The following is a 19,058-nucleotide window of genomic DNA, read 5'->3' on the forward strand; positions in this document are numbered from 1 at the left end:
CGCGGCAAGCCAATGAAGCGTACGCCTTTCAAAAAATCAGCTCTAAGCAAGCCGATGAAAATTAATCCTAAAGCCAAAATGAGTAGTAAAGGCATGAAAGGTAACCCAGCTACAGCAGAGCAAAAGCGTTATCACGATGCGTTAGCAAGCCTAGGCTGTATCGCTTGCCGCCTAGACGGCAATCATCAGCCGATGGTGAGCATTCATCACATAGATGGGCGTACTAAGCCGCATGCTCATTGGCTCGTGCTTCCGTTATGTGCCGGGCACCATCAAGATGGTACCGGTGTGCCAGGATTGATTGCTGTGCATCCGTGGAAAGCCCGTTTTGAGCAGCAGTATGGTACTGAGCTAAGTTTGCTGCAGACATGTCATGGTCTGCTACGTGATGGCGGATATGACGTGCCAGAGGCAGCTGTAGAGGCTTTGGGTAATGCAGGTGGGGTGAGGCTATGACAACCATTAAAAAAGGCTCTGCAACGCTCTTTCACGCTACCGGGAAGCCGTACTCAACAATCAGCAATAAAGCCGTGGATGCAATCACTAATCCTGATGCGTTGGCTATTTGGACGTTTTTGCAGACCAAAGATAACAACTGGACTGTTGTCGGCACATGGTTGCAAAAGCGATTTGGTATTGGTCGTGACCGCTACTCAAGAGCCATGTCGCATCTAGAGGCACTAGGTTTAATTAAATATGAAGCCAATCGCTGCAAAGAGACGGGGAAACTAGCAGGCAGACGCATTATTGTGAATTTTGAGCCAGTGATTACCGAGATGCCGGAAAACCCACAAGTCGGTGAATCCACAGTTCGGTCGACCGACAAGTCGGAAAACCTACAACAACCAATAAAAGACTTTATACCAATAAAAGAATCTACCAATAACTCTTTGTCGAGCAAGCCCGACAATGCGCCTGGGGATGAAAAGCCCGATAGCACAGCTCAAGTCTGCAAACGAGTTATTGACCACCTAAACCTGAAAACCGGATCTGCATTCCGTCATGCTGACTCACACATGCGTCTGATTGCCTCACGATTAAAAGCCGGGGCGACTGAGGATGAGCTGTGCCGAGTGATTGACCGCAAATGCTCAGAGTGGCTGCAAAACCCAGAGATGCGGCAGTACTTGCGGCCAAGCACGTTGTTCAGTCCGAAGAAGTACGACAACTACGTGGGACAACTCACGCAGCCATTGCCAAACAAAGGCGCAAGTAACGGCCAGAGCTCGGGGAGGTTCGACCCAACGGAGTACATAAACCGCAATCGCATAAGCCGCCAACAAGCACAACAAGGAGCCACTGATGCAAGTTTTATCGACATTTGAAAACGTGTGGCTACAGCCTCGTGAAAAACTAGACGGTATCTCGATGATGGATCACCTGTACAACCGTCTGGATGGCATTTATCCCAGTAAATTCACTGCTAATTTCCGTGATGTGTCTGCTATCTCAAACTGGAAAGAAGCGTGGGCCGAAGCATTTGCAGATGAGCGCATTACACCTCAGGACGTAGCGCTTGGTCTTAAAAACTGCATTCGCATGTTCAACTGGCCACCAAGCTTGCCGGAGTTCTTAAAGGCCTGCCGACCACATTTAGAGCCGAATGTAGCGTTTTTTGAAGCAGTTCGGGGCATGCAAGCGCGAAGCGCAGGAAAGACAGGCGACTGGTCCCACCCAGCCATTTTCTACGCGGCTTTGGCAGTAGGGCAGTACGAAATGATGAACCAGTCCTACCAACAGCTTAAAGCCCGTTGGGAGAAAGCCTTTGGTGAGCAGTTGGCACTAGGGCAATGGCCTGAGATTCCACCAGTGGTAGAAGCCTTGCCGGCCCCAGCGCGGACCGAAGAGGGTAAGGCGCAAATACGCAAGGTTAGCAGCATGGCTAGCGATGCTTTGGCAAGCAACGGCAAAGACCATAAGCGGTGGGCTAAACGTATTTTGGAAAACCCTGAGGGTAAATCGATGTTTGCGGTTAACGCGGCTAAAGCTGCGCTAGGCATGGAGGCAGGGGCATGATTCAGTGCGTTGAGTGCAAAAGCTTTAGCTTGCGTGATGCAGGGCAGATGGCGCATCGAGGCTGTGGCGTGTGCGGTCATGACGCCCGGCATTCGTACTACCCAGCAATGCGTGAACATGGGTGCAGCCGATTTAGCCAAGCCGAGGCTGATGTGATCGAAAAACGTAAGGGGTGGCTCGATGCTAGAAATTAAATTGCCGTGGCCACACAAGTCATTATTTCCGAATGCCAAGGGCGGTCGTCACTGGGGCACGTTCCAAGTGCAAAAGGAGAAAGCACGAACTGTGGGCTTGATGCTGACGAAAACGGCATTAGGTACGCGCAAGGTTGGGTTTTCGGAAAGAGAGCCGTTGCGCATTACGTTTTACATGCCCAATCGCATACGTAGAGATGTGGATGGCATGCATGGAGCGATTAAGCATCACTTAGATGGCATTGCTAAGGCGTTAGGCGTGGATGACAGTATTTTTCGACCTGTTGTCATTGACGTAGATTTGGATCCGGCGAAGAAAGGATTTGTTTTGGTGGAGGTGGGGCATGCGTAGAACACAAAAAAACGCTGAGCTTGTGCGATCGGTAGTAGAAACTTCGTCGGCGCCGATGTCTGTGTTTGACATCATTCGAGCAACCCAACTTAGCGAGGGGCAAGCTCGCAGGGCTGTTTTTGAAGCCCAGCAGAAAGGGTATTTGCATGTGGTGGCTAGAGCCAGGGCAGGAAATAAAGTATTCGCAAATTTTTATGCTGCTTATGCGGTGGATCAGGTTGAGTTCTTGAAGTTTGCACCACAGACAAGAAAAACGACTGACGAAATAGTTACTAGGGCTAAAGAGCTAGGCGGTCATTTTGGCGTACTAGTTACGCAGTTGGAGGGGTAGAGATGGCTCTACCTAGATTCCTTTATGGCGACCCAAGTAAGCATGTGGATTTTGTGCGTAGAGAGCGAGCCAAGTACGAGGCCAATCAAAAGCACAATAAGGCTGATAAGGCTAAAGAGGGGTTAGAAAAATTGTTTAAAAATGGGGCAGCATCGAATGAGCAAAAGTAATATCGAGATTCTGTTGAGTGAGTGGGGTGCTTGGAAGCGTGGGGAGAACCGTAGAGCGTTAGGGCTGCCTAGTCAGTCGGCGTTTCATAATGTTGTGGTGGATGGATCAGGTAGAGTGCCGGAACCAGATGTGCTGTTGGTAGATGATGATTTGTGTAGGCTTGATGCAGAGATCAATGAGTTACACCCTGATTTTAGGGCGGTAATTACCGCTCATTACGTTAAGCCGGGACCCGCAAAAGCCAAAATGGATGATTTAGGTATATCCAGGTCTTTGTATTTTTTCCGACTGGATTTTGCTACGAAGCAAGTAGGACACAAGATGTGGTACCACCGACCAGAAACATATACACAGCCTACAGCATCTATTTAGTCTAGACTCGTTGCCATATCGTCTAGACCGAATCATAATAAAACACGTAGGCTGTCGAGTTGTCAGCCGATTTTGTGAGCCCTGCGGATGCGGGGTTTTTCCTATTGCGTATACAGCTAGAGTCTTGGCTTTTGCTCTATACCACTCGGATTGAACGTAGCTGTGCGCACGGCTAATAGCGTGGCCCTAGATCAAGGGGAAAATCGTTCAACGAGACTCTAGCTGTATGCGTGTTGCTTTTAAGCGTTGGCCATCTGGATCATACGCGCTAGCTCATTTACTTTCTCTTTTAGGTCTAGAATATTTAGGTCGGCGTCTTGATTAGCAATAGCTTTGGCTATTTTTATTTTGTCTGGATTTTCTGTAATTGGTTTTGCTCCCTTCTTCCGGCTTGGCTTGTTCTTGAAAGGAAGTACGTACTCAAATGGGCCAGTCTTACAAAGACCATCGAATTTTTCAGGATAAATCTGCATCAGGGCCTCAGTTAGCAGACTTTCCGATAGGTAATTTTCGATTTCTTTGCCTTTCGTTACCCAAGCTATGCCGCCCGAAGATTGAAGCTCTCTAATTATCCGCTTTTTTGTTTCGTTAATCTTTTTTCTAGCAGATTCTTTGTCGCTATCGATGACGATGGCTAGATTTCTATTTAGTTTTTGCAGTTTAATGAACTCATCTATTTCAGAGTCATCGGCAGATAGATGATTAAGAAGTCTGCCGCCATAAAACATTATGGAGTAATGGAGGCCTTCTGTTAAGGTTGGATCAATAGCGTTGAGCCAATGTTTTATGTATATCCTGTCTGAGGGCCCCTCAACCCAAATTACTGAGTTGGCTTGAACTAAATCTGATGCTTTGTACCCTAGATCAGAACAAATAGCATATCTTTCGGATGGGGTGGATGCTGACTTAATAGTGGTTTGATTATCCTTGTCTAGGGCAACATGGAAGATAGCAGCGCCAGGGGTGTCAATCAATACGGCTGAATGTGTTGCAATAAAGTATTGGTTAGATGTTTTGGCAGCCAGATACCTCATAAGCTTTCGCTGTAGCGTGGGGTGAAGGTGGATCTCAGGCTCCTCAATACACACTATTTGATCTTTAGCTAAAGTGCAGAAGGCCGCAAGCATAATAATTTCATGAATGCCTGTGCCTAACGAGTCTAAGGGTAGGAGGCGACTATTCATATGAACTAGAATATGCTCCCGGTCGTGTGGTATTTCTAGTGCAGCAGAAACATCTCCAGTTACCGCCTGAACAAAGGAGTTTATTTTTTGAAAGTCTTCAAGTTTTTCTCGTTCCGCCAGACTAGGGTTCTGAATTTCGGCAAGCTTGTCTATTAGTCCCTTACCTGACATATCTTCGTAGGCCTCATTAGGCCCACCTATTTGTCTAATAGCAGGAATGTAGGCAACAGCGGGAAACGCAAAACAGGCCAAGTCAGTAAGAGTTTGAATTATTCCGTTTAGCCAGTCAGTAACGTCCCCTCCTGATCTGTTTGGATGAAGCGCTTGCCATAGCAGATAGATGTCACTTTCCCCACTTTTTGGCGGGGGGTAAGTCAACCCTTTGATGCCGCTGCTTTCAATAAACATATGGGATCGAGTATAGAAGGAAAGCCAAATCAGCCCGTTTGTTGTTAGCGACTCAAAGGCTTTATTTCTAGCCTGCTCTTTTTGACGAGTAAACGGGGATTTAGGATTTGTTTTGCCTACAATTGCTTGTCGGAGCGAGGTCGGATCAAACCCAACTTGAAAGCTCATTTCCTGATTTAAAGCACTCAGGTGGACATCAGTGCTTTTAAGTGAAGACTGGTTTCTTTTGGCTGAAATTGAGTTCTGGATCGGTTTAAAGTGGCTGATATGCTCAGAGATAAATGACAAGAAAGCTGATTTGCCGGAATTGTTAGGCCCTATTAAAAGATTTATATTAGAGAGGGGGGCTAACGTCTGTTCGGCAGTTCCTATTCCTCTATAGTTATTAATAGCTAGTCCCTGAAGGAATTTACTCATACTGTGAGATCCGTGTTCTTAAGAGTGACTTTGATTGACTTGCGTTTTAGTTGAATGGTTAGGTTTTTTTAATTCAACCCGCTTTGGTAACCAATGAAACTGTATGTGGCAACAGCGCCCGCCTTTGAGTGGACTTTTTTACGCGTCCTTTTCGAGCTGCTCGTTGACTTTGAAAATGAAGTAGCTTACCTCCCCTTCGATAGCCAGCAGCCCTCTGTTCCATTTTGGTGAGAGGGGTGTGGTGTTAGCTCTTATCATGAAGGCGCTGTTGATTTGTCGGAGGGCGGTAGATAGAAACAACTGTTCGGCTTGAGTAAGACCTCCCTTTGTAGATTTCCGACCTAGCTCTTTATGATCGTTTTTCACTTTTTCTTTTAGAGCTGCAAGCCGAGACTGGAGCTCTGCTCTACCTTGGAGCGGTAATGGCTTCATTAGGAGGCCTACCTCCTCCTGTAAACCATTTAGGTATTTGAGAATTCTTAGCGCTTCATTTCTGTCGTACATAGCTTTTCCTTTGGTGATTCGGAAATTAAGTGTTGTAGCCTTTCCATTGTGGCTTACTACTGTTGACTCCTTTAAGCCAAGCGCCCAAATCATCAAATCTCGCTTGGGCTTGAGTCTCATTGATTGAGTTGTCCTCAAGGTCTTGCCAGATGCGTTCTAAGAAGAGATCGATCCTATTAGGGTAGAACGTATCGTTTTGTCGAAAATTTAAAATCAGCAGCTGACCTCCATCTGGGTCGCAGTTCCCGCTATGAGGGGTTGTGCCTGATATATTCCAGCCATCTTCAGTTTTAGTAAAATTTAGCCTTTCGATATTTTTGTGCTTAATACCCGGGAAAGTAAAAAGAAAGATGTTTGTCATAATTGGGCCCTTAGCTTAATTGGCAATGAAAGAACTATACCACCCCTATGAAGGGCGGTTTTTATTGGAGTTGTGGTGAGTAAGCTTTTAAGGTTTATCCCCGCTGAAGCAGGTTGCACGCCTAGTCATGAGCAGGCTAAAGTGCATAAAGGACTTTTATGTTACCGAAAGGCCTCTTAGCCTAGAGGGAAGCTACTAAAAAACCTATTCCGACAAATGTTGCTAGGTACGACAAGCCTAAAAAAATGAAATGTTTTGTTGAAATCCTTACGACGGGTAGAGACTCAAAGCTGCAGGCGTGCATTTTAAGGTCGCTTGCTATACGGTTTGCTGTATCTCGAGAGTTGTGAGCCAAGCCCTCTATAGGGCCCACCAATATAAAAAGAGCACAAGCGAAGGCAAAGAGGGAGATAGAGCCACTTTTGAACCATACTTCGCTGTGTTCGGCCCATGGTACATATACTTTAATTCTCCCTTTTTCAATTAGGCTAAGAGTGAAGCCAATACAGGCGATATTAACGATGCGTAAAAAACTTGTTAATTTTTCATAGTGAAGCAAGAAGCTTTTGTAACTTTCTAGCCAGATTTTCAAAAATTCTTGTTGAATAGGCTCGGAGGCTGATGGGCTGTTAGGTCGTCTTTTCTGAAGCGCCATTTTTCTTATCTTAGTATGCTGGGAAAACATGTACCCTAGGTAAAACAGGGCAGCAGTCAGAAGAATTGAAATTACAGTGAGAAGGCAAACAACTATTTCAAACAAAGGTCTCTCCAGTAAACATTGAAAGCTTTTTTTTAGCACTTCACTATCAGTTCCATATTCTCTATATGTAGGGGTTTATGGGGCTGGATTGCTGTATTGAGGGTCAATTACTTGAGTTTTTTTATTACGCCACCGCAAGTCGGTGGTTTTTTTATGTATGGAGTGACCTATGCAAGTTCGAATACTTGATACTAATGGTGAGGTTATTTGGTCTCAAAGCGAAAAAATCGGTATGACTTTTATGTCACACCGTAAAGATGGAAAGCTTAAGGAAATTATTGCAGCTCTTGAGTCGGCTGTTTTGATTGCTAAAAACGAGCTGGGGCTAATTGAGTAGCTTCATTGTTTTTAAACTCGAATCGTCAGCTCTTTGTTAAGGTTTGACATAACCATCTGATAGATTCCAGGGCTCCTGAAAAAAGGATGCCATTGTTGCGGTGCCATGAAGTGAATCGAGTTCCCATATTCCCAGATAAGAACGACGGATCCTGCCAGCCCTGCAGATGACGCAGCTAGTTGGAAGGCGTTCATAAACTCTCTTTGGGCTTGCTGCGACTTGTTGTGAAAGGATGAGTCTAGGGGAGCGATAATCATTTGCTGCCCCTGCTCTCTAACATGAGCTATTTTGTATTTAGCCATTTCTGCTCCTTTTAAATGAAGAGCTTTAAATGTATCTCACTGTTGCTTAATGTAAATCGCTATTAGGTCTAATGGACTTTTGTGTCTCCTCAGATCGACTGTTTTTATAACACTATGTATGATTCAGTCTAAAGTTTTTTTGAGAGTCAGGTAGTGGGAAAAATAATAGAGATTATATTTTGTGTTTGCTTAGCGATTTTTGGTTTTTGGTTTTTTGGGGCATTAGTTTTAGGATGGCTACAAATCATATTTACAGAGCCAAAGATGCTCTTGATGTCAATACTTGGCTTGGCTGCGGTATCCATCATTTTTATAACGTGCGGCGTTATATTTATGAAACTCGTAGAGCTTATTGGCTTTTTGCTCCGAAAGGGGACATCGGGTTTTTATCTTAAACTGGCGATTGCTTTTTTTATCATAAGCAGCCTTGTAAAAATACTCTACTAGTGGAGAGGTTGAAAAATCGAGGCATGCTATCGATAAACCTCTAGATCATATATTGTGATTGCAATTTCGGTCTTCCTCATAAGGGCTTCTTGAGTTGTTATACTTAGATTCCATAACAATGTTACATGGAGATACTTATGACTAGGAAATTTGTGCAGCTAACCCCTTTGGCTGGCGCTGACAATGAAACTGAGTTTTATGCAGTAGCGGACGATGGCACCGCTTGGTATGGGTGCTTAGATGACGCAATGGAAGGGAGTAAGATTTCATGGACTCAAGTTACGCCCCTGCCAGAAAAAGAAAAAAGAAGCTCAAAAGGCCTAGTGCCGATTAAAGGTCTTATCTAACAGGTTATTTAGTAGTATTTATTGCCACCTCTTTACAGGTGGTTTTTTATGGATAAAACCTGACCACTAAACGTAAGGCGGTTACCGCTCTCGGTGGTCGTAAATTAACCTAAAGACACCCCAAAAACAAAACACCCCATGCAAACCCTGTGAGGAGTAAGGATATGGCACATTGCGGAGCCAAAACCCGCAGTGGCCTACCGTGCAAAAACAGGGCTATGACAAACGGCCGTTGTCGCATGCACGGTGGCAAGGCCACAGTGACACATAAGGGCAATCAACATGCCCGAACCCATGGCATTTACTCGGATGCAATTGATGTAGACGAGCAAGAGCTATGGGAGCAAGTAGAAATTGGCAATCTGGACAATGCGATTCGGATTGCTCATTTGCAGCTACGTCGGGCGATGATTGCCCAAAGAGCCGCTGAAGCTGAGGGTGGACTGGATCTCGATATGGAAAGCACGACTACTATCGAGCAGGCGGATGAATCCGAAGGTGGCGAAGAGTCATCACGTAAGAGCAAAACGGTGCAGCGTCAGCGTCGCCCATACGAGGATATTATTAATCGCTTACTGGGTCGAATTGGTGACCTAGAGGCAAAACGTGCAGATATTGCTAATAAAGCAGGCCACTCAGATGATGTGGCTGGATTGCTATCCGAGTTAATTGAAAAGCTACCAACATGAAGACAGGCAACTTACTACTAGATCGCCAGTTAGCGCGTTGGTACCCCTTAAAAGATCACCCTGTGCAGTTGGCGTTAATAGATGCGGTGCCAAATGGTATTCGTTTTCCTTTAGTGCCAGCAGGTCGACGGTCTGGCAAGACAGAGCGTTTCAAGCGTTTTCTGGTTAAGCAGGCCAACAGAGAGATAGGTCAGTATTTTGCTGCAGCTCCAACTCATGACCAGGCGAAGAAGATTTTCTGGGATGATTTAAAGGCATTCACGTTATCGTCATTGCATACAAAGCGGCCTAGTGAATCGGATCGCATTATCTATTTACCAAATGGCAGTGAGATTCATGTCATTGGCTTAGACAAGCCACAGCGTATTGAAGGTATCCCATGGGCAGGTGGCGGCATTGATGAGTTCGCTGACGTTAAGTCGGATGCATGGGAAGCAAATATACTACCAGCCCTAAACACAGTTAACCCTACCAATCCTGACTACAGGGCGTGGGCATGGCTGCTAGGCGTGCCGGACGGACTGAACCATTACTACGACCTATGCCAGAGGGCAGAATCAGGGCAAGACCCAAACTTTGCTGTTTTTCACTGGAAGTCGGCTGAGATTTTACCTGATGATGTCATTGTGGCAATGAAGCGGGCCATGTCGGAAAAACAGTTTAGGCAGGAGTTTGAGGCATCGTTTGAAACGGCTGCAGGTCGAATCTATGAGGACTATGGAAAGGATAATCATACGGATGAGCGCATTAAGCCACATGAGGCCCTGCTTTGGATGCACGACCAGAACTACACGCCACTATCATCGGCAGTTGGAGTAAGGCGTGGCAATAGTCTGTATCTGCTTGATGAGATTGTCTTAACAAGCGCTGTATCAAGGCAGTCCGCAATTGAGTTTGTAGAAAAATTTAAGAACCACCAAAACAAGGTGGTTTTTTTGTATGGGGACCCGGCGGGTAGAGCTGGGGAAAAACACGGTCACGCTTCTGACTATACGGATATTGAGCAAGTGCTACGTGCTAATGGGTGGAAGTGTATTCGCAAACTTAAACCAGCACACCCTGCTATTAAGGATAGGCAAAACGCAGTGCGAGGCAAGATTCGTAGCGCTGATGGCTCTGTTTCCTTGTACGTGAATCCTGTTACAGCAAAGTGGTGCGACAAGGGCTTATCTACGGTCCAGTTGAAAGAGGGCTCTAGTTTTCAAGAAGACGATAAAAACAAATATCAACACATTACTACCGCAATTGGCTACTGCATTGATTATGAGTGGCCTTTAGATAGGAAAGTTGCCATTCAGAGGGCATTACAAATATGAGCAACAAACAACCTGTAGACCAAAGGCTGCCAGCATTGACTGCTATGGCCGTTAATTGGCCTGTGATCGACGCTTTGCGTGGTGGTACCGCTGCAATGCGTCAGGCAGGCATTAAGTATTTACCAAAGCGACGCATGGAAGAGCCAGACGACTATAAAGAGCGTTTGGGTCGTGCAACGTTAAGTCCATCCTTTGTGGATGCGGTGGATAGCATGGTAGGCCGCGTTTTTACGAAGCCTATTGGTATTAATGATAGCGTGCCCGAGCAGATCCGCGTGTTACTTGAGGATGTGGACACAGAGGACCGCAACCTACATGCTTTTGCTCGTGACTGGATGGATGATGCCATTAGTTACGGGATTAGCCATGTATTGGTGGATATGCCGCCTAACACGGCTAGGACCCAAGCCGAAGAAAAGGCCTTGGGTGTCCGGCCTTATGGGGTTCTGGTTAAACATGACCAAATATTAGGCTGGCGTTCTGAAACACAAGGTGGCGGTGTTGTGCTGACGCAGGTGCGCATACGTGAGGTGATCGAGGAGGAGGACGGGCCATACGGAGTGAAAGAGGTCGAGCAAATCCGTGTGCTTGAGATTGGGCGCTATGAGCTTCACCGTAAAAATAAAGATGGTGCTTGGTTTGTGCATAAACAGGGCAAGACCACATTAGATCGGATTCCGTTAATCACGCTCTATGCGAATCGCACAGGCTTTATGTTGGCTACACCCCCGTTGCTAGAGCTGGCATGGCTAAACGTCAAACACTGGCAAAAGCAAAGCAGTCTCGACACGTTGATTGAAACAGCATGTGTGCCTATTCTTGCAACCATTGGCGTGCAGCCTACGTTTGATGAAAATGGAAATCAAAAACCAGGTATTGTGATTGGGGCTAAATCAGGCATTGATATCCCGCTTGGTGGTGATATTAAGTACGTGGAGCATTCAGGCGCTGCGATTGAGTCAGGGCGTAATGACCTCAAAGACCTTGAGGAGCAGATGCGGATTGCAGGTGGCCACTTGCTTAAGCCTGACTCTAGCGTCATGACGGCAGCCCAAGCCAAAGTGGAAAACGCCAAAGAGGTATCACGGCTTGGCATGATTGCTCAAAATCTAGAGGACTGTATTGATCAGTTGCTAGGGCTAATGGGCGAATGGATGAAGCTGGCTGTTAAGCCTGGTAATGTGCAAGTCCACGTTAACCTTGATCCAGATAGTGCGCCCGCTGAAAGCATGGGTGTTTTGATTGGCATGTACAACGTGGGCGCATTAAGTCGTCAAGGCTTGTTTGAGGAAGCTAAGCGACGCGGTCTAATTAGCGATGACGCGACATGGGAGCAGGAGCAAGCCAAGATCGAAAGTGATGGACCAGAGTCAGGGGAAATCGCTCGATTGTTAGCCGAGTTTAAGCAAACTCAAGGCGGTGACTGATGCCTAATAACATTGATCGTAAGCTTGCCGAGCTGTTAACAGACGCGAATATCGATTCACTTCGCTATGCGTCCGGCCAGTGGAGTGACCTAGAGTACAAAATACGCGCCTTACTTAAAGAGGTGCGTAAAGCACTGATTAACGCCGACATTCGGACAAAGCGTGATGCTGAAAAGCTGATTCGCGAAGTCTCTAAAATCATTAACCAAGGCTATGGCGCTATATCTGTAGAGCAGGTAGCGGCATTAGAGGCGTTGGTACCTATTGCATCAAAGAGCACGGCTGCAGCGGTGAATACGGCTATTGGCGCAAAACTCCTAAAGCAGCCTAAGCGTATTGCTCTCAAGGCAGCTGATGTATTGATACAAGGCGCACCGTCAACGGATTGGTGGGCAAGCCAAGCTTATACGGTGCAAAAGCGTTTTGCTCAGGTGGTTCGTACTGGGATAGCTCGAGGGTTAACAGTAGAGCAGATGGCACGTGCTGTGGTGGGACGCGGCCCTAGTGATGAGTCATTGCCGGGTGAAGGAGTGCTGGATGTGGCACTGCGCGACTCACGTTCCTTAGTACATAGCAGTGTTCAGGCCGTACTAGGAGCTGGCCGCCGAGCGCTGTATCAGTCAAACAGCGATATCGTGATTGGCACACGACAGGTCAGCACACTAGATAGTCACACCACGATTCAGTGCCAAGTGCGTGACGGCTTAGAGTGGACACTGGATGGAAAGCCAGTGGGCCACAAAGTGCCGTACAACGGCGGTGTTCCTGTTCACTGGGGGTGTCGTAGCATTGAGTCGCCCGTGCTCAAGCCCATTGAAATTAACGGGGTTAAGCTACAAGGTTTCCGCGGCTCACAACGAGCCAGTACGGATGGCCCTGTTAGCTCAGATTTGAATTTTGAACAATGGCTTGAGGGTAAAAGCAAAAGCTTTCAAGAGGAGGTGTTAGGTAAAGGTCGGGCAGAATTATGGCGTGAAGGCAAGATTACTTTTGCCGATTTACTGGATTTGCGAGGGACCCCGTTAACGCTTAAACAGCTACGGGAAAAATACGAGTAGTACAAAACGATATGGATTTAAGCCGCTTTAGGAAACTAGGGCGGCTTTTTTATTGCCTGCGGTCGGGAAAGACGGGGTGTTAGAGCTGGATAGCTCACAGCAATGGGTGGATACCCAAAAGGATCAGACATGAAATTGAAGTTAGATGAAAACGGCAACGTGGTTTTGCAAGACGGCAAGCCTGTGTATGTACATGAAGATGGTAAAGAGGTGGCGTTTGATGCGGCTGAAATGACGGCAACTATTGCTCGACTAAATTTCGAAGCACAAAAGCACCGCGAGGGTAAGCAGGCTCTAGAAGCGCAGGTTAAAGCCTTCGAGGGCATTGAAGACCCTAAAGCTGCCATCGAAGCGTTACGTACCGTGGCTAATCTTGATTCCAAAAAGCTAATTGATGCAGGTGAAGTCGATCAGGTGAAAGCGGAAATTAGCAAAGCGTATCAAAGCCAGATTGATGAAATCAAAACAGCCAAAGAGCAGCTAGAGCAACAACTCTATGCTGAAAAGATTGGCGGTGCGTTTTCACGCTCCAAGTTGGTGTCTGAGAAATTAGCGATTCCTGTGGACTTAGTTCAGGCCGCGTTTGGCTCGGCATTCAAGATCGAGGACGGCCAAGTGGTTGCCTATGACGGGCATGGACAAAAGATCTATAGCCGTGAAAACCCAGGCGCTCTAGCAGGCTTTGATGAAGCGCTAGAGGTGCTAGTTAACGCTTACCCCCACAAAGACCAGATTTTAAAAGGCTCCGGCCAGTCGGGCAGTGGCGCTCGACAAGGTGGTGATGGTGGTCAAGCGTTTAAGCGTTCAGAAATGAATACACAGGACAAGGCCGCGTTCATTAAAGAGCATGGTCAGGATGCGTATTTAAAACTTTCTAAATAAAGGATTTACCTATGGCAACAACAGTTAATAGCGATATGGTGATTTATAACCGTCTCGCACAGACGGCGTACTTAGAGCGCCTCCAAGACAACCTTGATGTGTTTAACACCGCATCAAACGGTGCAATCATATACCGCAATGAAATCATTGAAGGCGATTTCGATAAAAAAGCGTTCTACAAGGTGGGTGGTAGCATTGAGCACCGAGACGTGAACTCAACAAACAAGGTCACGCCTAAGAAAATTGGCGCTGGCGAAGCGGTGGGCGTGAAGTGTCCGTACAAGTACGGTCCTTATGCTTCTACAGAGGAAGCATTTAAGCGTCGTGCACGTACCCCTGAAGAATTCGCCATGCTTATCGGTCAAGATATGGCTGATGCGCTCATGGAGGGCCGTCTCAAATACGCTTTGGCGGCACTGGATGCGGCGATTAGCGGTAATGCTGCGATGGTGGCTCAGGGTAATATTGCGACAGACGGGCGCAAAGCGTTAACCCGTGGAATGCGCACCTTCGGTGACAAGTTTGGTCGTATTGCACTTTGGGTTATGAACTCTGATACATACTTCGATATTGTTGACGACGCAATCACCAAGCAGATCTATGGCGAGTCTGAGATTGTGGTTTACGGTGGCTTGCCAGGCACTTTGGGTAAGCCTGTTCTCGTAACCGACCAAGTGCCGACCGATAAAGCGTTTGGCTTACAGGGTGGTGCGATTCAGGTAGTTGAGTCTCAGGCCCCGGGTTTCCGTACTTGGGATATTAACGATGAGGAAAACTTGGCTATGGGTATCCGTGGCGAAGGCACCTTCAATCTGGAGTTAATGGGCTACAGCTGGAAAGACACCGTAGGCGGCGCTAACCCAACGCTTGCAGCGATTGGTGCATCCGCTAACTGGCAGAAGCATGCAGGTAGCAACAAGATGACTGCCGGCGTCCTGCTCGACTTAGCAGCCCCAGTAGAGCCCTAAGTTACAGCCACTGATGTCACAAGGAGCTTCGGCTCCTTTTTTTATGGAGGCGTGAATGCGTCTTTTATATACAAAACGAGTTGCAGGACTGCCTGAGGGCTTCTCTATTCGCAATCCCGATTACTTCCTGAAACCTGAAAACGGGGCGAAGCACGTGACTATTGAGGGCGAATATCCTGTTATTGCCGAGGCCTATGAAAAAGAAGGCACGTCGGTTGAGGTAGTGGATAACAAGGCGGTTGAAACCACAAAAGAGCTAAGCGACATGAGCCTAGACGAACTCAAAGCCCATTTGACTGAGCAGGGCGTCGAGTTTGCAGCTAAGGCGACCAAACAACAGTTACTGGAGTTGGCTAAGGAGGGCTGATTATGGCTTTAGTGGTTGAAGATGGTACCGGGCTAGCTCAAGCCGATAGCTATATCAGCATAGAGCAGGCGGATGCTTATATGGCTAGCATGGGGCATGACGCATGGGTTACAGCAACCCAAGCTGATAAGGAAAAGGCACTACGACAGGCCACTCAGTATGTAGACAGTCGCTACCGGTACAAGAATCAGCCACTAAAACCGGAGCAATCGCTTGAATGGCCTCGCGTTGGGCTGCCTTGGCCCATTAAGCGAGTATTGGACGCTACGTGTGAGCTGGCTATTCGTGCATTAACCGCGAGCTTATACACCGATGTAGCACCTACTGATGCGGTCAAAAGCGAAACGATTGGGCCAATTATCACGGTCTACCAAGAGAGTAAAAACGGTGGGCAGGTGCAATATGCCCTTATTGATGATTTGCTGCGGCCGTTGGTGGCCACAGGTCAGGTAACAGGCATTCGAGTGGAGAGGGTATAGAGATGGAGCAAGTACTACAAAGTATTGAGCGAGACAATCGAGGCTGGCTGAGAGCTGGCAATGTACCTCCTTTACGTGTCTATTTGGATGGTGTTGAGATCAATCACGTGACCGCGGTAAATAGACGAAAAGGCATAGCTGAGTTGGCTGACGACCCTGTTAGGTTAGATCGTTGGAAAAAGCGAGTTATTACAAGACGCGTATATGGCGAAGTTGTCGTGGAGCCCATCACATGAGCATTTACGACCGAGCAGCCGCAACAGCAGAGCGTTTGTTAAAACGATATGGGGCGCCAATGGCGCTGAAACGAACTGTGGAGGGTGATTACGACCCGTCTACTGGGTCTAGCTCAAGTGCGACGCAAGAGTATGCCGCTACAGGCGTGATGCTGGAGTATGAGCAACGTGACGTAGATGGCTCGTTAATTCAGCAGGGGGATCAACGTGTTTATTTAAGCCCTGATTTAGCGGTCACGCCAGAAACAGGCGACACGCTGAGTTTTAACGGTTCGCTTTTTACTGTTGTGGTGTCTCGACCTTTAGCACCTGCGGGTAAGGTGGTTTTGCACGATGTGCAAGTGCGAGGTGTGAGATGAAAGGAAATTTTTCATTAGCAGTGAGCCAGTTTGTTGAGCAAGCCAAGGAAAATATGGACGAGGTGAAGCGCTCTGTGGTCCTGCAGTTAGCTTCGGAGATTGTAGAGCGTAGCCCAGTGGGTGATAAAGAGCGTTGGGCTGTAAACAAGCACTCAAAATATGGTCGTGAAACTCATAATCTATGGGTGGATGAGATCAATCAGCAGATTATGAGTGACCCAGCAAACTTAACTAAGTCGGGTAATCTAAAACGAGGGATTAAAAAGGCACGACGCTTGGGTAAGAAAAAACTGGCTGAGGCTTATCCCATTAGAGGCCCCAAGGGGTATATAGGCGGTCACTTTAGAGCTAATTGGCAAATAGCATTAGATCAGCCCGCTACGGGCATTCTGAATGAGATCGATGCACAGGGCGTTGCAACCAAAAAGCGCTTAGCCGCAGAAGTGGAAAGCATTTATGCAGGCTCAGTCGCCAATATCACCAACAATCTACCTTATGGCCCTCGATTGGAGTTTGAGTCTTGGTCTAGTCAAGCGCCTCAGGGCATGGTGCGCATTACGGTGGCTGAGTTTCAAACGATGGTCAATAACGCTGTTAAGGAGGTTACGTCTAAATGATGCAATCTCAAATTCGGGCTGCCCTGGAAATAAGGCTTGATGCCTTTGCAAAAGAGGAGGGGCTGCCTATCGCATGGGAGGGTAGAGCATTTAAGCCAATTGCTGGGCAGTCGCACTTACGAGCGTTTGTTATACCGGCTAGCTCGGATAGTAATGACTTAGCTGGACAGCACAGGCTGTATCGAGGTGTCTTTCAAGTTGATCTGGTGATGGCTAGTGGCGCGGGCATGGGAGACATAGAAAGGAAAGCGTCTCAGATTATTGCACATTTTCCTAAAAATCTTCGGCTACCTGTGGCTGATGGGTTTGTGCAGCTCATAGCTGTGATGAGCATGGGACCAAAGTTACTGCAAGACGGTTTTGTTGCCATGCCTTTGACTTCTTACTATCGGATGGATGTGATATGACAGAGCAAGTATCTCTTGCCGTTGGCAGCATTGTCAGCATCTCCGAGAGCATGCCAGCGTCTTACGATGCAGCTGGGTTCAATCGGCTTAGTTATACCCCAATTAAGGGCTTAAGAGACGCTGGTGATATTGCCGAGCAACATACGACTTCTACTAGGTCGCTAATTGGGCTGGACTATAGCTACCAAGAGCGGGCAGGTGAGATTTTGCCTACGTTGACATGGGAGGTTGTGCGATTAAAAGGAAATGAGGGGCAGCAGCTTTTGTTCGATGCTTTTCGCAAGCCGGTTCATTCATTTCAAATAACACATGAGGACGGTACAGAGCTGTATTTTACAGCAACAGTTAAATCAAGGCGTCGAATCAATTTGAACGGTTCTAGCGTTTTAGCGTACCGGTTCGAGTTAGACCTACAGTGTCGAGTTGTTGAGGTTTAGGGCGGGTTAATAGCCCGTTTTATTGTTTTAGAGCCCCTTAATTGGGGCTTTTTTGTTTTCAGCGTTGGCTAGGCTCGCTACCGAAAAGCGGGTGATTTCTCCTAAGCCTGCCCGCCAGCGCTACCTGTATCCATTAGGAGAGCGGAGAATGCTATGAGCAAGATTCTGAAATATGATTTTGACGGGCACTTGTGCAGCTTCAATTTAGACGGTTGGTTTAATGCGACTGAGGCGGCGAAGCTGCGCAAAAAGCGCGTAGACCACTGGCTGGACAACGCTGAGACGCTGGAATACATTCGAGCGCTGGACGAGGTTTTGACTGGCAACGAGTCAGGGATTGTAGATACCCGTAATCACGGGTATGTAAAAACAAGCAGAGCGCGAATAGACCGTGGAGGTGGGACGTGGCTGCACCCTAAGCTGGCAGTTAGATTTGCTCAATGGTTAGATGCGAAGTTTGCTGTTTGGTGTGATTTGCAAATAGACGCCATTATCCGCAACGGCATTCGCGCAGAGGGCAACACTAGTTTCTTACCGTTACTTTTGCGTGAGGATGCTTCTGAATGGGAGCTGCGCTTTCCTCCTAGTTACTATCAAGCGTTAGCTCGTGCCACGCACACAAAGTACACAGGTCATTCAGGTGGAACCCCAGCTTTATATGGCCAGCTAACTGAAAAATGGGTATACGGCTGCCTACTGCCTAGTGATGTCCACGCAGAGTTAAAGGAGAGGAAGCATAAATCAGAAAAGATGCATCAATGGTTAACAGAGGGAGGGCAAGAGCTGCTAGACAAGCAGATCGCTCTTGTGACGAATATCGCTAACTCATCGGCTGATTTAAAAGACTTTGAAGCGCGCATGATGCTGGTATCTAAAAAGGGAGGGCAGCTAAGTATGGTCTACCCAAAGGCGGCGTAATGAGAGGGTTTTACGTAAATGCTCTGAGCCACGTTTTTCATTTAGCCCTATTAAACGACGGCGCTCGGTTGAGCGAAAAGGAAATTGAGACGTGCATTCGCAAGAGCGCGACTAAAAATAAAACCGCTTTGCATGACAATGTGTTTATACCCGATAACGTCATGTTTTTGATCTTTGCCGACATGACCGACGAGATAGGGCAAGCTTTAGGCTACGAGATCGACGAGGAAGGATTTGCCCTTGATTGGGCCGATAAGTACCCGAGCTTTCAGCAAGCTTGCTTAGGCGTCCGGTGCGCTGTGCTAGAGGGGTTTTCTATCCCAGAGGAGGATATCGCACCAGAAATCGCAGCCGTTCAGCTAGAGGTGGAACGGCACAACCCAACTTTTCACTAG

Annotated in this window: 30 protein-coding genes; 25 read left to right on the forward strand and 5 right to left on the reverse strand. The window is 47.3% G+C overall.

Annotated features, from left to right (window positions below; genetic code table 11):
• Positions 1 to 54: 54 nt before the first annotated feature.
• Genes GGR41_RS02680 through GGR41_RS02715 form a run of 8 tightly spaced genes read left to right on the forward strand, consistent with a single transcriptional unit; the run spans position 55 to position 3,436 of the window.
• Positions 55 to 456 (forward strand): Ref family recombination enhancement nuclease, encoded by a 402-nt coding sequence (locus GGR41_RS02680; RefSeq protein ID WP_244951419.1) that lies wholly within the window; start codon positions 55 to 57, stop codon positions 454 to 456.
• Positions 453 to 1,325, forward strand: coding sequence for a conserved phage C-terminal domain-containing protein (locus GGR41_RS02685; protein ID WP_167660520.1), 873 nt, complete (start codon positions 453 to 455; stop codon positions 1,323 to 1,325). Before GGR41_RS02680 ends, GGR41_RS02685 begins: the two co-directional genes overlap by 4 nt.
• Positions 1,303 to 2,016 carry a hypothetical protein gene (locus GGR41_RS02690; RefSeq protein ID WP_167660521.1) on the forward strand — a complete coding sequence of 238 codons (714 nt, stop codon included), beginning with the start codon at positions 1,303 to 1,305 and terminating at the stop codon, positions 2,014 to 2,016. Before GGR41_RS02685 ends, GGR41_RS02690 begins: the two co-directional genes overlap by 23 nt.
• On the forward strand, positions 2,013 to 2,210 hold the full coding sequence (locus tag GGR41_RS02695; RefSeq protein WP_167660522.1) for a hypothetical protein: 198 nt from the start codon (positions 2,013 to 2,015) through the stop codon (positions 2,208 to 2,210). The genes GGR41_RS02690 and GGR41_RS02695 overlap by 4 nt, the downstream gene beginning before the upstream one ends.
• Positions 2,197 to 2,562: a hypothetical protein gene (locus GGR41_RS02700; protein WP_167660523.1), complete on the forward strand. Its 366-nt coding sequence runs from the start codon at positions 2,197 to 2,199 to the stop codon at positions 2,560 to 2,562. The genes GGR41_RS02695 and GGR41_RS02700 overlap by 14 nt, the downstream gene beginning before the upstream one ends.
• Positions 2,555 to 2,893: a hypothetical protein gene (locus tag GGR41_RS02705; protein WP_167660524.1), complete on the forward strand. Its 339-nt coding sequence runs from the start codon at positions 2,555 to 2,557 to the stop codon at positions 2,891 to 2,893. The genes GGR41_RS02700 and GGR41_RS02705 overlap by 8 nt, the downstream gene beginning before the upstream one ends.
• Before the next feature lie 2 nt (positions 2,894 to 2,895).
• Positions 2,896 to 3,063, forward strand: a complete 168-nt coding sequence (locus GGR41_RS02710) for a hypothetical protein (RefSeq protein ID WP_167660525.1) — start codon at positions 2,896 to 2,898, stop codon at positions 3,061 to 3,063.
• Positions 3,050 to 3,436 carry a DUF1492 domain-containing protein gene (locus GGR41_RS02715; protein ID WP_167660526.1) on the forward strand — a complete coding sequence of 129 codons (387 nt, stop codon included), beginning with the start codon at positions 3,050 to 3,052 and terminating at the stop codon, positions 3,434 to 3,436. The genes GGR41_RS02710 and GGR41_RS02715 overlap by 14 nt, the downstream gene beginning before the upstream one ends.
• A 239-nt stretch (positions 3,437 to 3,675) precedes the next feature.
• On the opposite strand, the gene GGR41_RS02720 is transcribed toward GGR41_RS02715, so the two are convergent.
• From GGR41_RS02720 to GGR41_RS02735, 4 genes are all read right to left on the reverse strand, one after another.
• A complete protein-coding gene (locus tag GGR41_RS02720) occupies positions 3,676 to 5,445 on the reverse strand; it encodes an AAA family ATPase (protein WP_167660527.1) in 1,770 nt (589 codons plus the stop codon).
• A 138-nt stretch (positions 5,446 to 5,583) separates the two neighbouring features.
• Positions 5,584 to 5,949: a hypothetical protein gene (locus GGR41_RS02725; RefSeq protein WP_167660528.1), complete on the reverse strand. Its 366-nt coding sequence runs from the start codon at positions 5,947 to 5,949 to the stop codon at positions 5,584 to 5,586.
• 25 nt (positions 5,950 to 5,974) lie between these two features.
• A complete protein-coding gene (locus GGR41_RS02730; RefSeq protein ID WP_167660529.1) occupies positions 5,975 to 6,310 on the reverse strand; it encodes a hypothetical protein in 336 nt (111 codons plus the stop codon).
• Between the two features lie 181 nt (positions 6,311 to 6,491).
• Entirely contained in the window at positions 6,492 to 7,070 is a 579-nt protein-coding gene (locus GGR41_RS02735) for a hypothetical protein (protein WP_167660530.1), read from the reverse strand.
• 169 nt (positions 7,071 to 7,239) lie between these two features.
• Here GGR41_RS02735 and GGR41_RS02740 point away from each other — a divergent pair, with 169 nt between their 5' ends.
• A complete protein-coding gene (locus GGR41_RS02740) occupies positions 7,240 to 7,407 on the forward strand; it encodes a hypothetical protein (protein ID WP_167660531.1) in 168 nt (55 codons plus the stop codon).
• A gap of 11 nt (positions 7,408 to 7,418) precedes the next feature.
• On the opposite strand, the gene GGR41_RS02745 is transcribed toward GGR41_RS02740, so the two are convergent.
• Complete coding sequence (locus tag GGR41_RS02745) at positions 7,419 to 7,709, reverse strand: hypothetical protein (RefSeq protein WP_167660532.1); 291 nt, start codon at positions 7,707 to 7,709, stop codon at positions 7,419 to 7,421.
• Positions 7,710 to 8,293: 584 nt separating this feature from the next.
• Here GGR41_RS02745 and GGR41_RS02750 point away from each other — a divergent pair.
• From GGR41_RS02750 to GGR41_RS02825, 16 genes are all read left to right on the forward strand, one after another.
• Positions 8,294 to 8,503 (forward strand): hypothetical protein, encoded by a 210-nt coding sequence (locus GGR41_RS02750; RefSeq protein WP_167660533.1) that lies wholly within the window; start codon positions 8,294 to 8,296, stop codon positions 8,501 to 8,503.
• A gap of 164 nt (positions 8,504 to 8,667) precedes the next feature.
• Positions 8,668 to 9,192, forward strand: a complete 525-nt coding sequence (locus GGR41_RS02755) for an HGGxSTG domain-containing protein (RefSeq protein WP_276509328.1) — start codon at positions 8,668 to 8,670, stop codon at positions 9,190 to 9,192.
• Positions 9,189 to 10,508 (forward strand): terminase large subunit domain-containing protein, encoded by a 1,320-nt coding sequence (locus GGR41_RS02760; protein ID WP_167660534.1) that lies wholly within the window; start codon positions 9,189 to 9,191, stop codon positions 10,506 to 10,508. Before GGR41_RS02755 ends, GGR41_RS02760 begins: the two co-directional genes overlap by 4 nt.
• On the forward strand, positions 10,505 to 11,935 hold the full coding sequence (locus tag GGR41_RS02765; RefSeq protein WP_167660535.1) for a DUF4055 domain-containing protein: 1,431 nt from the start codon (positions 10,505 to 10,507) through the stop codon (positions 11,933 to 11,935). Before GGR41_RS02760 ends, GGR41_RS02765 begins: the two co-directional genes overlap by 4 nt.
• On the forward strand, positions 11,935 to 12,993 hold the full coding sequence (locus GGR41_RS02770) for a hydrogenase nickel incorporation protein HypB (RefSeq protein ID WP_167660536.1): 1,059 nt from the start codon (positions 11,935 to 11,937) through the stop codon (positions 12,991 to 12,993). Before GGR41_RS02765 ends, GGR41_RS02770 begins: the two co-directional genes overlap by 1 nt.
• A 129-nt stretch (positions 12,994 to 13,122) precedes the next feature.
• A complete protein-coding gene (locus GGR41_RS02775; RefSeq protein ID WP_167660537.1) occupies positions 13,123 to 13,875 on the forward strand; it encodes a DUF6651 domain-containing protein in 753 nt (250 codons plus the stop codon).
• A gap of 11 nt (positions 13,876 to 13,886) precedes the next feature.
• Positions 13,887 to 14,843 carry a major capsid protein gene (locus GGR41_RS02780; protein WP_167660538.1) on the forward strand — a complete coding sequence of 319 codons (957 nt, stop codon included), beginning with the start codon at positions 13,887 to 13,889 and terminating at the stop codon, positions 14,841 to 14,843.
• 55 nt (positions 14,844 to 14,898) lie between these two features.
• On the forward strand, positions 14,899 to 15,210 hold the full coding sequence (locus tag GGR41_RS02785) for a hypothetical protein (RefSeq protein ID WP_167660539.1): 312 nt from the start codon (positions 14,899 to 14,901) through the stop codon (positions 15,208 to 15,210).
• A 2-nt stretch (positions 15,211 to 15,212) separates the two neighbouring features.
• Positions 15,213 to 15,689: a DnaT-like ssDNA-binding protein gene (locus GGR41_RS02790; RefSeq protein ID WP_167660540.1), complete on the forward strand. Its 477-nt coding sequence runs from the start codon at positions 15,213 to 15,215 to the stop codon at positions 15,687 to 15,689.
• Positions 15,690 to 15,691: 2 nt separating this feature from the next.
• Positions 15,692 to 15,925, forward strand: a complete 234-nt coding sequence (locus tag GGR41_RS02795) for a hypothetical protein (RefSeq protein WP_167660541.1) — start codon at positions 15,692 to 15,694, stop codon at positions 15,923 to 15,925.
• Positions 15,922 to 16,284 carry a hypothetical protein gene (locus GGR41_RS02800; RefSeq protein ID WP_167660542.1) on the forward strand — a complete coding sequence of 121 codons (363 nt, stop codon included), beginning with the start codon at positions 15,922 to 15,924 and terminating at the stop codon, positions 16,282 to 16,284. Before GGR41_RS02795 ends, GGR41_RS02800 begins: the two co-directional genes overlap by 4 nt.
• Positions 16,281 to 16,901 carry a hypothetical protein gene (locus GGR41_RS02805; RefSeq protein ID WP_167660543.1) on the forward strand — a complete coding sequence of 207 codons (621 nt, stop codon included), beginning with the start codon at positions 16,281 to 16,283 and terminating at the stop codon, positions 16,899 to 16,901. Before GGR41_RS02800 ends, GGR41_RS02805 begins: the two co-directional genes overlap by 4 nt.
• A complete protein-coding gene (locus GGR41_RS02810; protein WP_167660544.1) occupies positions 16,898 to 17,308 on the forward strand; it encodes a phage tail terminator-like protein in 411 nt (136 codons plus the stop codon). The genes GGR41_RS02805 and GGR41_RS02810 overlap by 4 nt, the downstream gene beginning before the upstream one ends.
• Positions 17,305 to 17,745 (forward strand): hypothetical protein, encoded by a 441-nt coding sequence (locus GGR41_RS02815; protein WP_167660545.1) that lies wholly within the window; start codon positions 17,305 to 17,307, stop codon positions 17,743 to 17,745. Before GGR41_RS02810 ends, GGR41_RS02815 begins: the two co-directional genes overlap by 4 nt.
• A gap of 153 nt (positions 17,746 to 17,898) precedes the next feature.
• Complete coding sequence (locus GGR41_RS02820; protein WP_167660546.1) at positions 17,899 to 18,663, forward strand: KilA-N domain-containing protein; 765 nt, start codon at positions 17,899 to 17,901, stop codon at positions 18,661 to 18,663.
• Complete coding sequence (locus tag GGR41_RS02825) at positions 18,663 to 19,058, forward strand: hypothetical protein (RefSeq protein WP_167660547.1); 396 nt, start codon at positions 18,663 to 18,665, stop codon at positions 19,056 to 19,058. The genes GGR41_RS02820 and GGR41_RS02825 overlap by 1 nt, the downstream gene beginning before the upstream one ends.

Origin of the sequence: Paenalcaligenes hominis, assembly GCF_011927625.1 — a bacterium.
GTDB classification, from domain to species: Bacteria; Pseudomonadota; Gammaproteobacteria; order Burkholderiales; family Burkholderiaceae_B; genus Paenalcaligenes; species Paenalcaligenes hominis.

What these genes read in the sequence shown, in the direction of transcription:
- GGR41_RS02680 (WP_244951419.1), top strand. Translation starts at nt 55, where the DNA reads ATGAAAATTAATCCTAAAGCCAAAATGAGTAGTAAAGGCATGAAAGGT.
- GGR41_RS02685 (WP_167660520.1), top strand. Translation starts at nt 453, where the DNA reads ATGACAACCATTAAAAAAGGCTCTGCAACGCTCTTTCACGCTACCGGG.
- GGR41_RS02690 (WP_167660521.1), top strand. Translation starts at nt 1,303, where the DNA reads ATGCAAGTTTTATCGACATTTGAAAACGTGTGGCTACAGCCTCGTGAA.
- GGR41_RS02695 (WP_167660522.1), top strand. Translation starts at nt 2,013, where the DNA reads ATGATTCAGTGCGTTGAGTGCAAAAGCTTTAGCTTGCGTGATGCAGGG.
- GGR41_RS02700 (WP_167660523.1), top strand. Translation starts at nt 2,197, where the DNA reads ATGCTAGAAATTAAATTGCCGTGGCCACACAAGTCATTATTTCCGAAT.
- GGR41_RS02705 (WP_167660524.1), top strand. Translation starts at nt 2,555, where the DNA reads ATGCGTAGAACACAAAAAAACGCTGAGCTTGTGCGATCGGTAGTAGAA.
- GGR41_RS02710 (WP_167660525.1), top strand. Translation starts at nt 2,896, where the DNA reads ATGGCTCTACCTAGATTCCTTTATGGCGACCCAAGTAAGCATGTGGAT.
- GGR41_RS02715 (WP_167660526.1), top strand. Translation starts at nt 3,050, where the DNA reads ATGAGCAAAAGTAATATCGAGATTCTGTTGAGTGAGTGGGGTGCTTGG.
- GGR41_RS02720 (WP_167660527.1), bottom strand. Translation starts at nt 5,445, where the DNA reads ATGAGTAAATTCCTTCAGGGACTAGCTATTAATAACTATAGAGGAATA.
- GGR41_RS02725 (WP_167660528.1), bottom strand. Translation starts at nt 5,949, where the DNA reads ATGTACGACAGAAATGAAGCGCTAAGAATTCTCAAATACCTAAATGGT.
- GGR41_RS02730 (WP_167660529.1), bottom strand. Translation starts at nt 6,310, where the DNA reads ATGACAAACATCTTTCTTTTTACTTTCCCGGGTATTAAGCACAAAAAT.
- GGR41_RS02740 (WP_167660531.1), top strand. Translation starts at nt 7,240, where the DNA reads ATGCAAGTTCGAATACTTGATACTAATGGTGAGGTTATTTGGTCTCAA.
- GGR41_RS02745 (WP_167660532.1), bottom strand. Translation starts at nt 7,709, where the DNA reads ATGGCTAAATACAAAATAGCTCATGTTAGAGAGCAGGGGCAGCAAATG.
- GGR41_RS02750 (WP_167660533.1), top strand. Translation starts at nt 8,294, where the DNA reads ATGACTAGGAAATTTGTGCAGCTAACCCCTTTGGCTGGCGCTGACAAT.
- GGR41_RS02755 (WP_276509328.1), top strand. Translation starts at nt 8,668, where the DNA reads ATGGCACATTGCGGAGCCAAAACCCGCAGTGGCCTACCGTGCAAAAAC.
- GGR41_RS02760 (WP_167660534.1), top strand. Translation starts at nt 9,189, where the DNA reads ATGAAGACAGGCAACTTACTACTAGATCGCCAGTTAGCGCGTTGGTAC.
- GGR41_RS02765 (WP_167660535.1), top strand. Translation starts at nt 10,505, where the DNA reads ATGAGCAACAAACAACCTGTAGACCAAAGGCTGCCAGCATTGACTGCT.
- GGR41_RS02770 (WP_167660536.1), top strand. Translation starts at nt 11,935, where the DNA reads ATGCCTAATAACATTGATCGTAAGCTTGCCGAGCTGTTAACAGACGCG.
- GGR41_RS02775 (WP_167660537.1), top strand. Translation starts at nt 13,123, where the DNA reads ATGAAATTGAAGTTAGATGAAAACGGCAACGTGGTTTTGCAAGACGGC.
- GGR41_RS02780 (WP_167660538.1), top strand. Translation starts at nt 13,887, where the DNA reads ATGGCAACAACAGTTAATAGCGATATGGTGATTTATAACCGTCTCGCA.
- GGR41_RS02785 (WP_167660539.1), top strand. Translation starts at nt 14,899, where the DNA reads ATGCGTCTTTTATATACAAAACGAGTTGCAGGACTGCCTGAGGGCTTC.
- GGR41_RS02790 (WP_167660540.1), top strand. Translation starts at nt 15,213, where the DNA reads ATGGCTTTAGTGGTTGAAGATGGTACCGGGCTAGCTCAAGCCGATAGC.
- GGR41_RS02795 (WP_167660541.1), top strand. Translation starts at nt 15,692, where the DNA reads ATGGAGCAAGTACTACAAAGTATTGAGCGAGACAATCGAGGCTGGCTG.
- GGR41_RS02800 (WP_167660542.1), top strand. Translation starts at nt 15,922, where the DNA reads ATGAGCATTTACGACCGAGCAGCCGCAACAGCAGAGCGTTTGTTAAAA.
- GGR41_RS02805 (WP_167660543.1), top strand. Translation starts at nt 16,281, where the DNA reads ATGAAAGGAAATTTTTCATTAGCAGTGAGCCAGTTTGTTGAGCAAGCC.
- GGR41_RS02810 (WP_167660544.1), top strand. Translation starts at nt 16,898, where the DNA reads ATGATGCAATCTCAAATTCGGGCTGCCCTGGAAATAAGGCTTGATGCC.
- GGR41_RS02815 (WP_167660545.1), top strand. Translation starts at nt 17,305, where the DNA reads ATGACAGAGCAAGTATCTCTTGCCGTTGGCAGCATTGTCAGCATCTCC.
- GGR41_RS02820 (WP_167660546.1), top strand. Translation starts at nt 17,899, where the DNA reads ATGAGCAAGATTCTGAAATATGATTTTGACGGGCACTTGTGCAGCTTC.
- GGR41_RS02825 (WP_167660547.1), top strand. Translation starts at nt 18,663, where the DNA reads ATGAGAGGGTTTTACGTAAATGCTCTGAGCCACGTTTTTCATTTAGCC.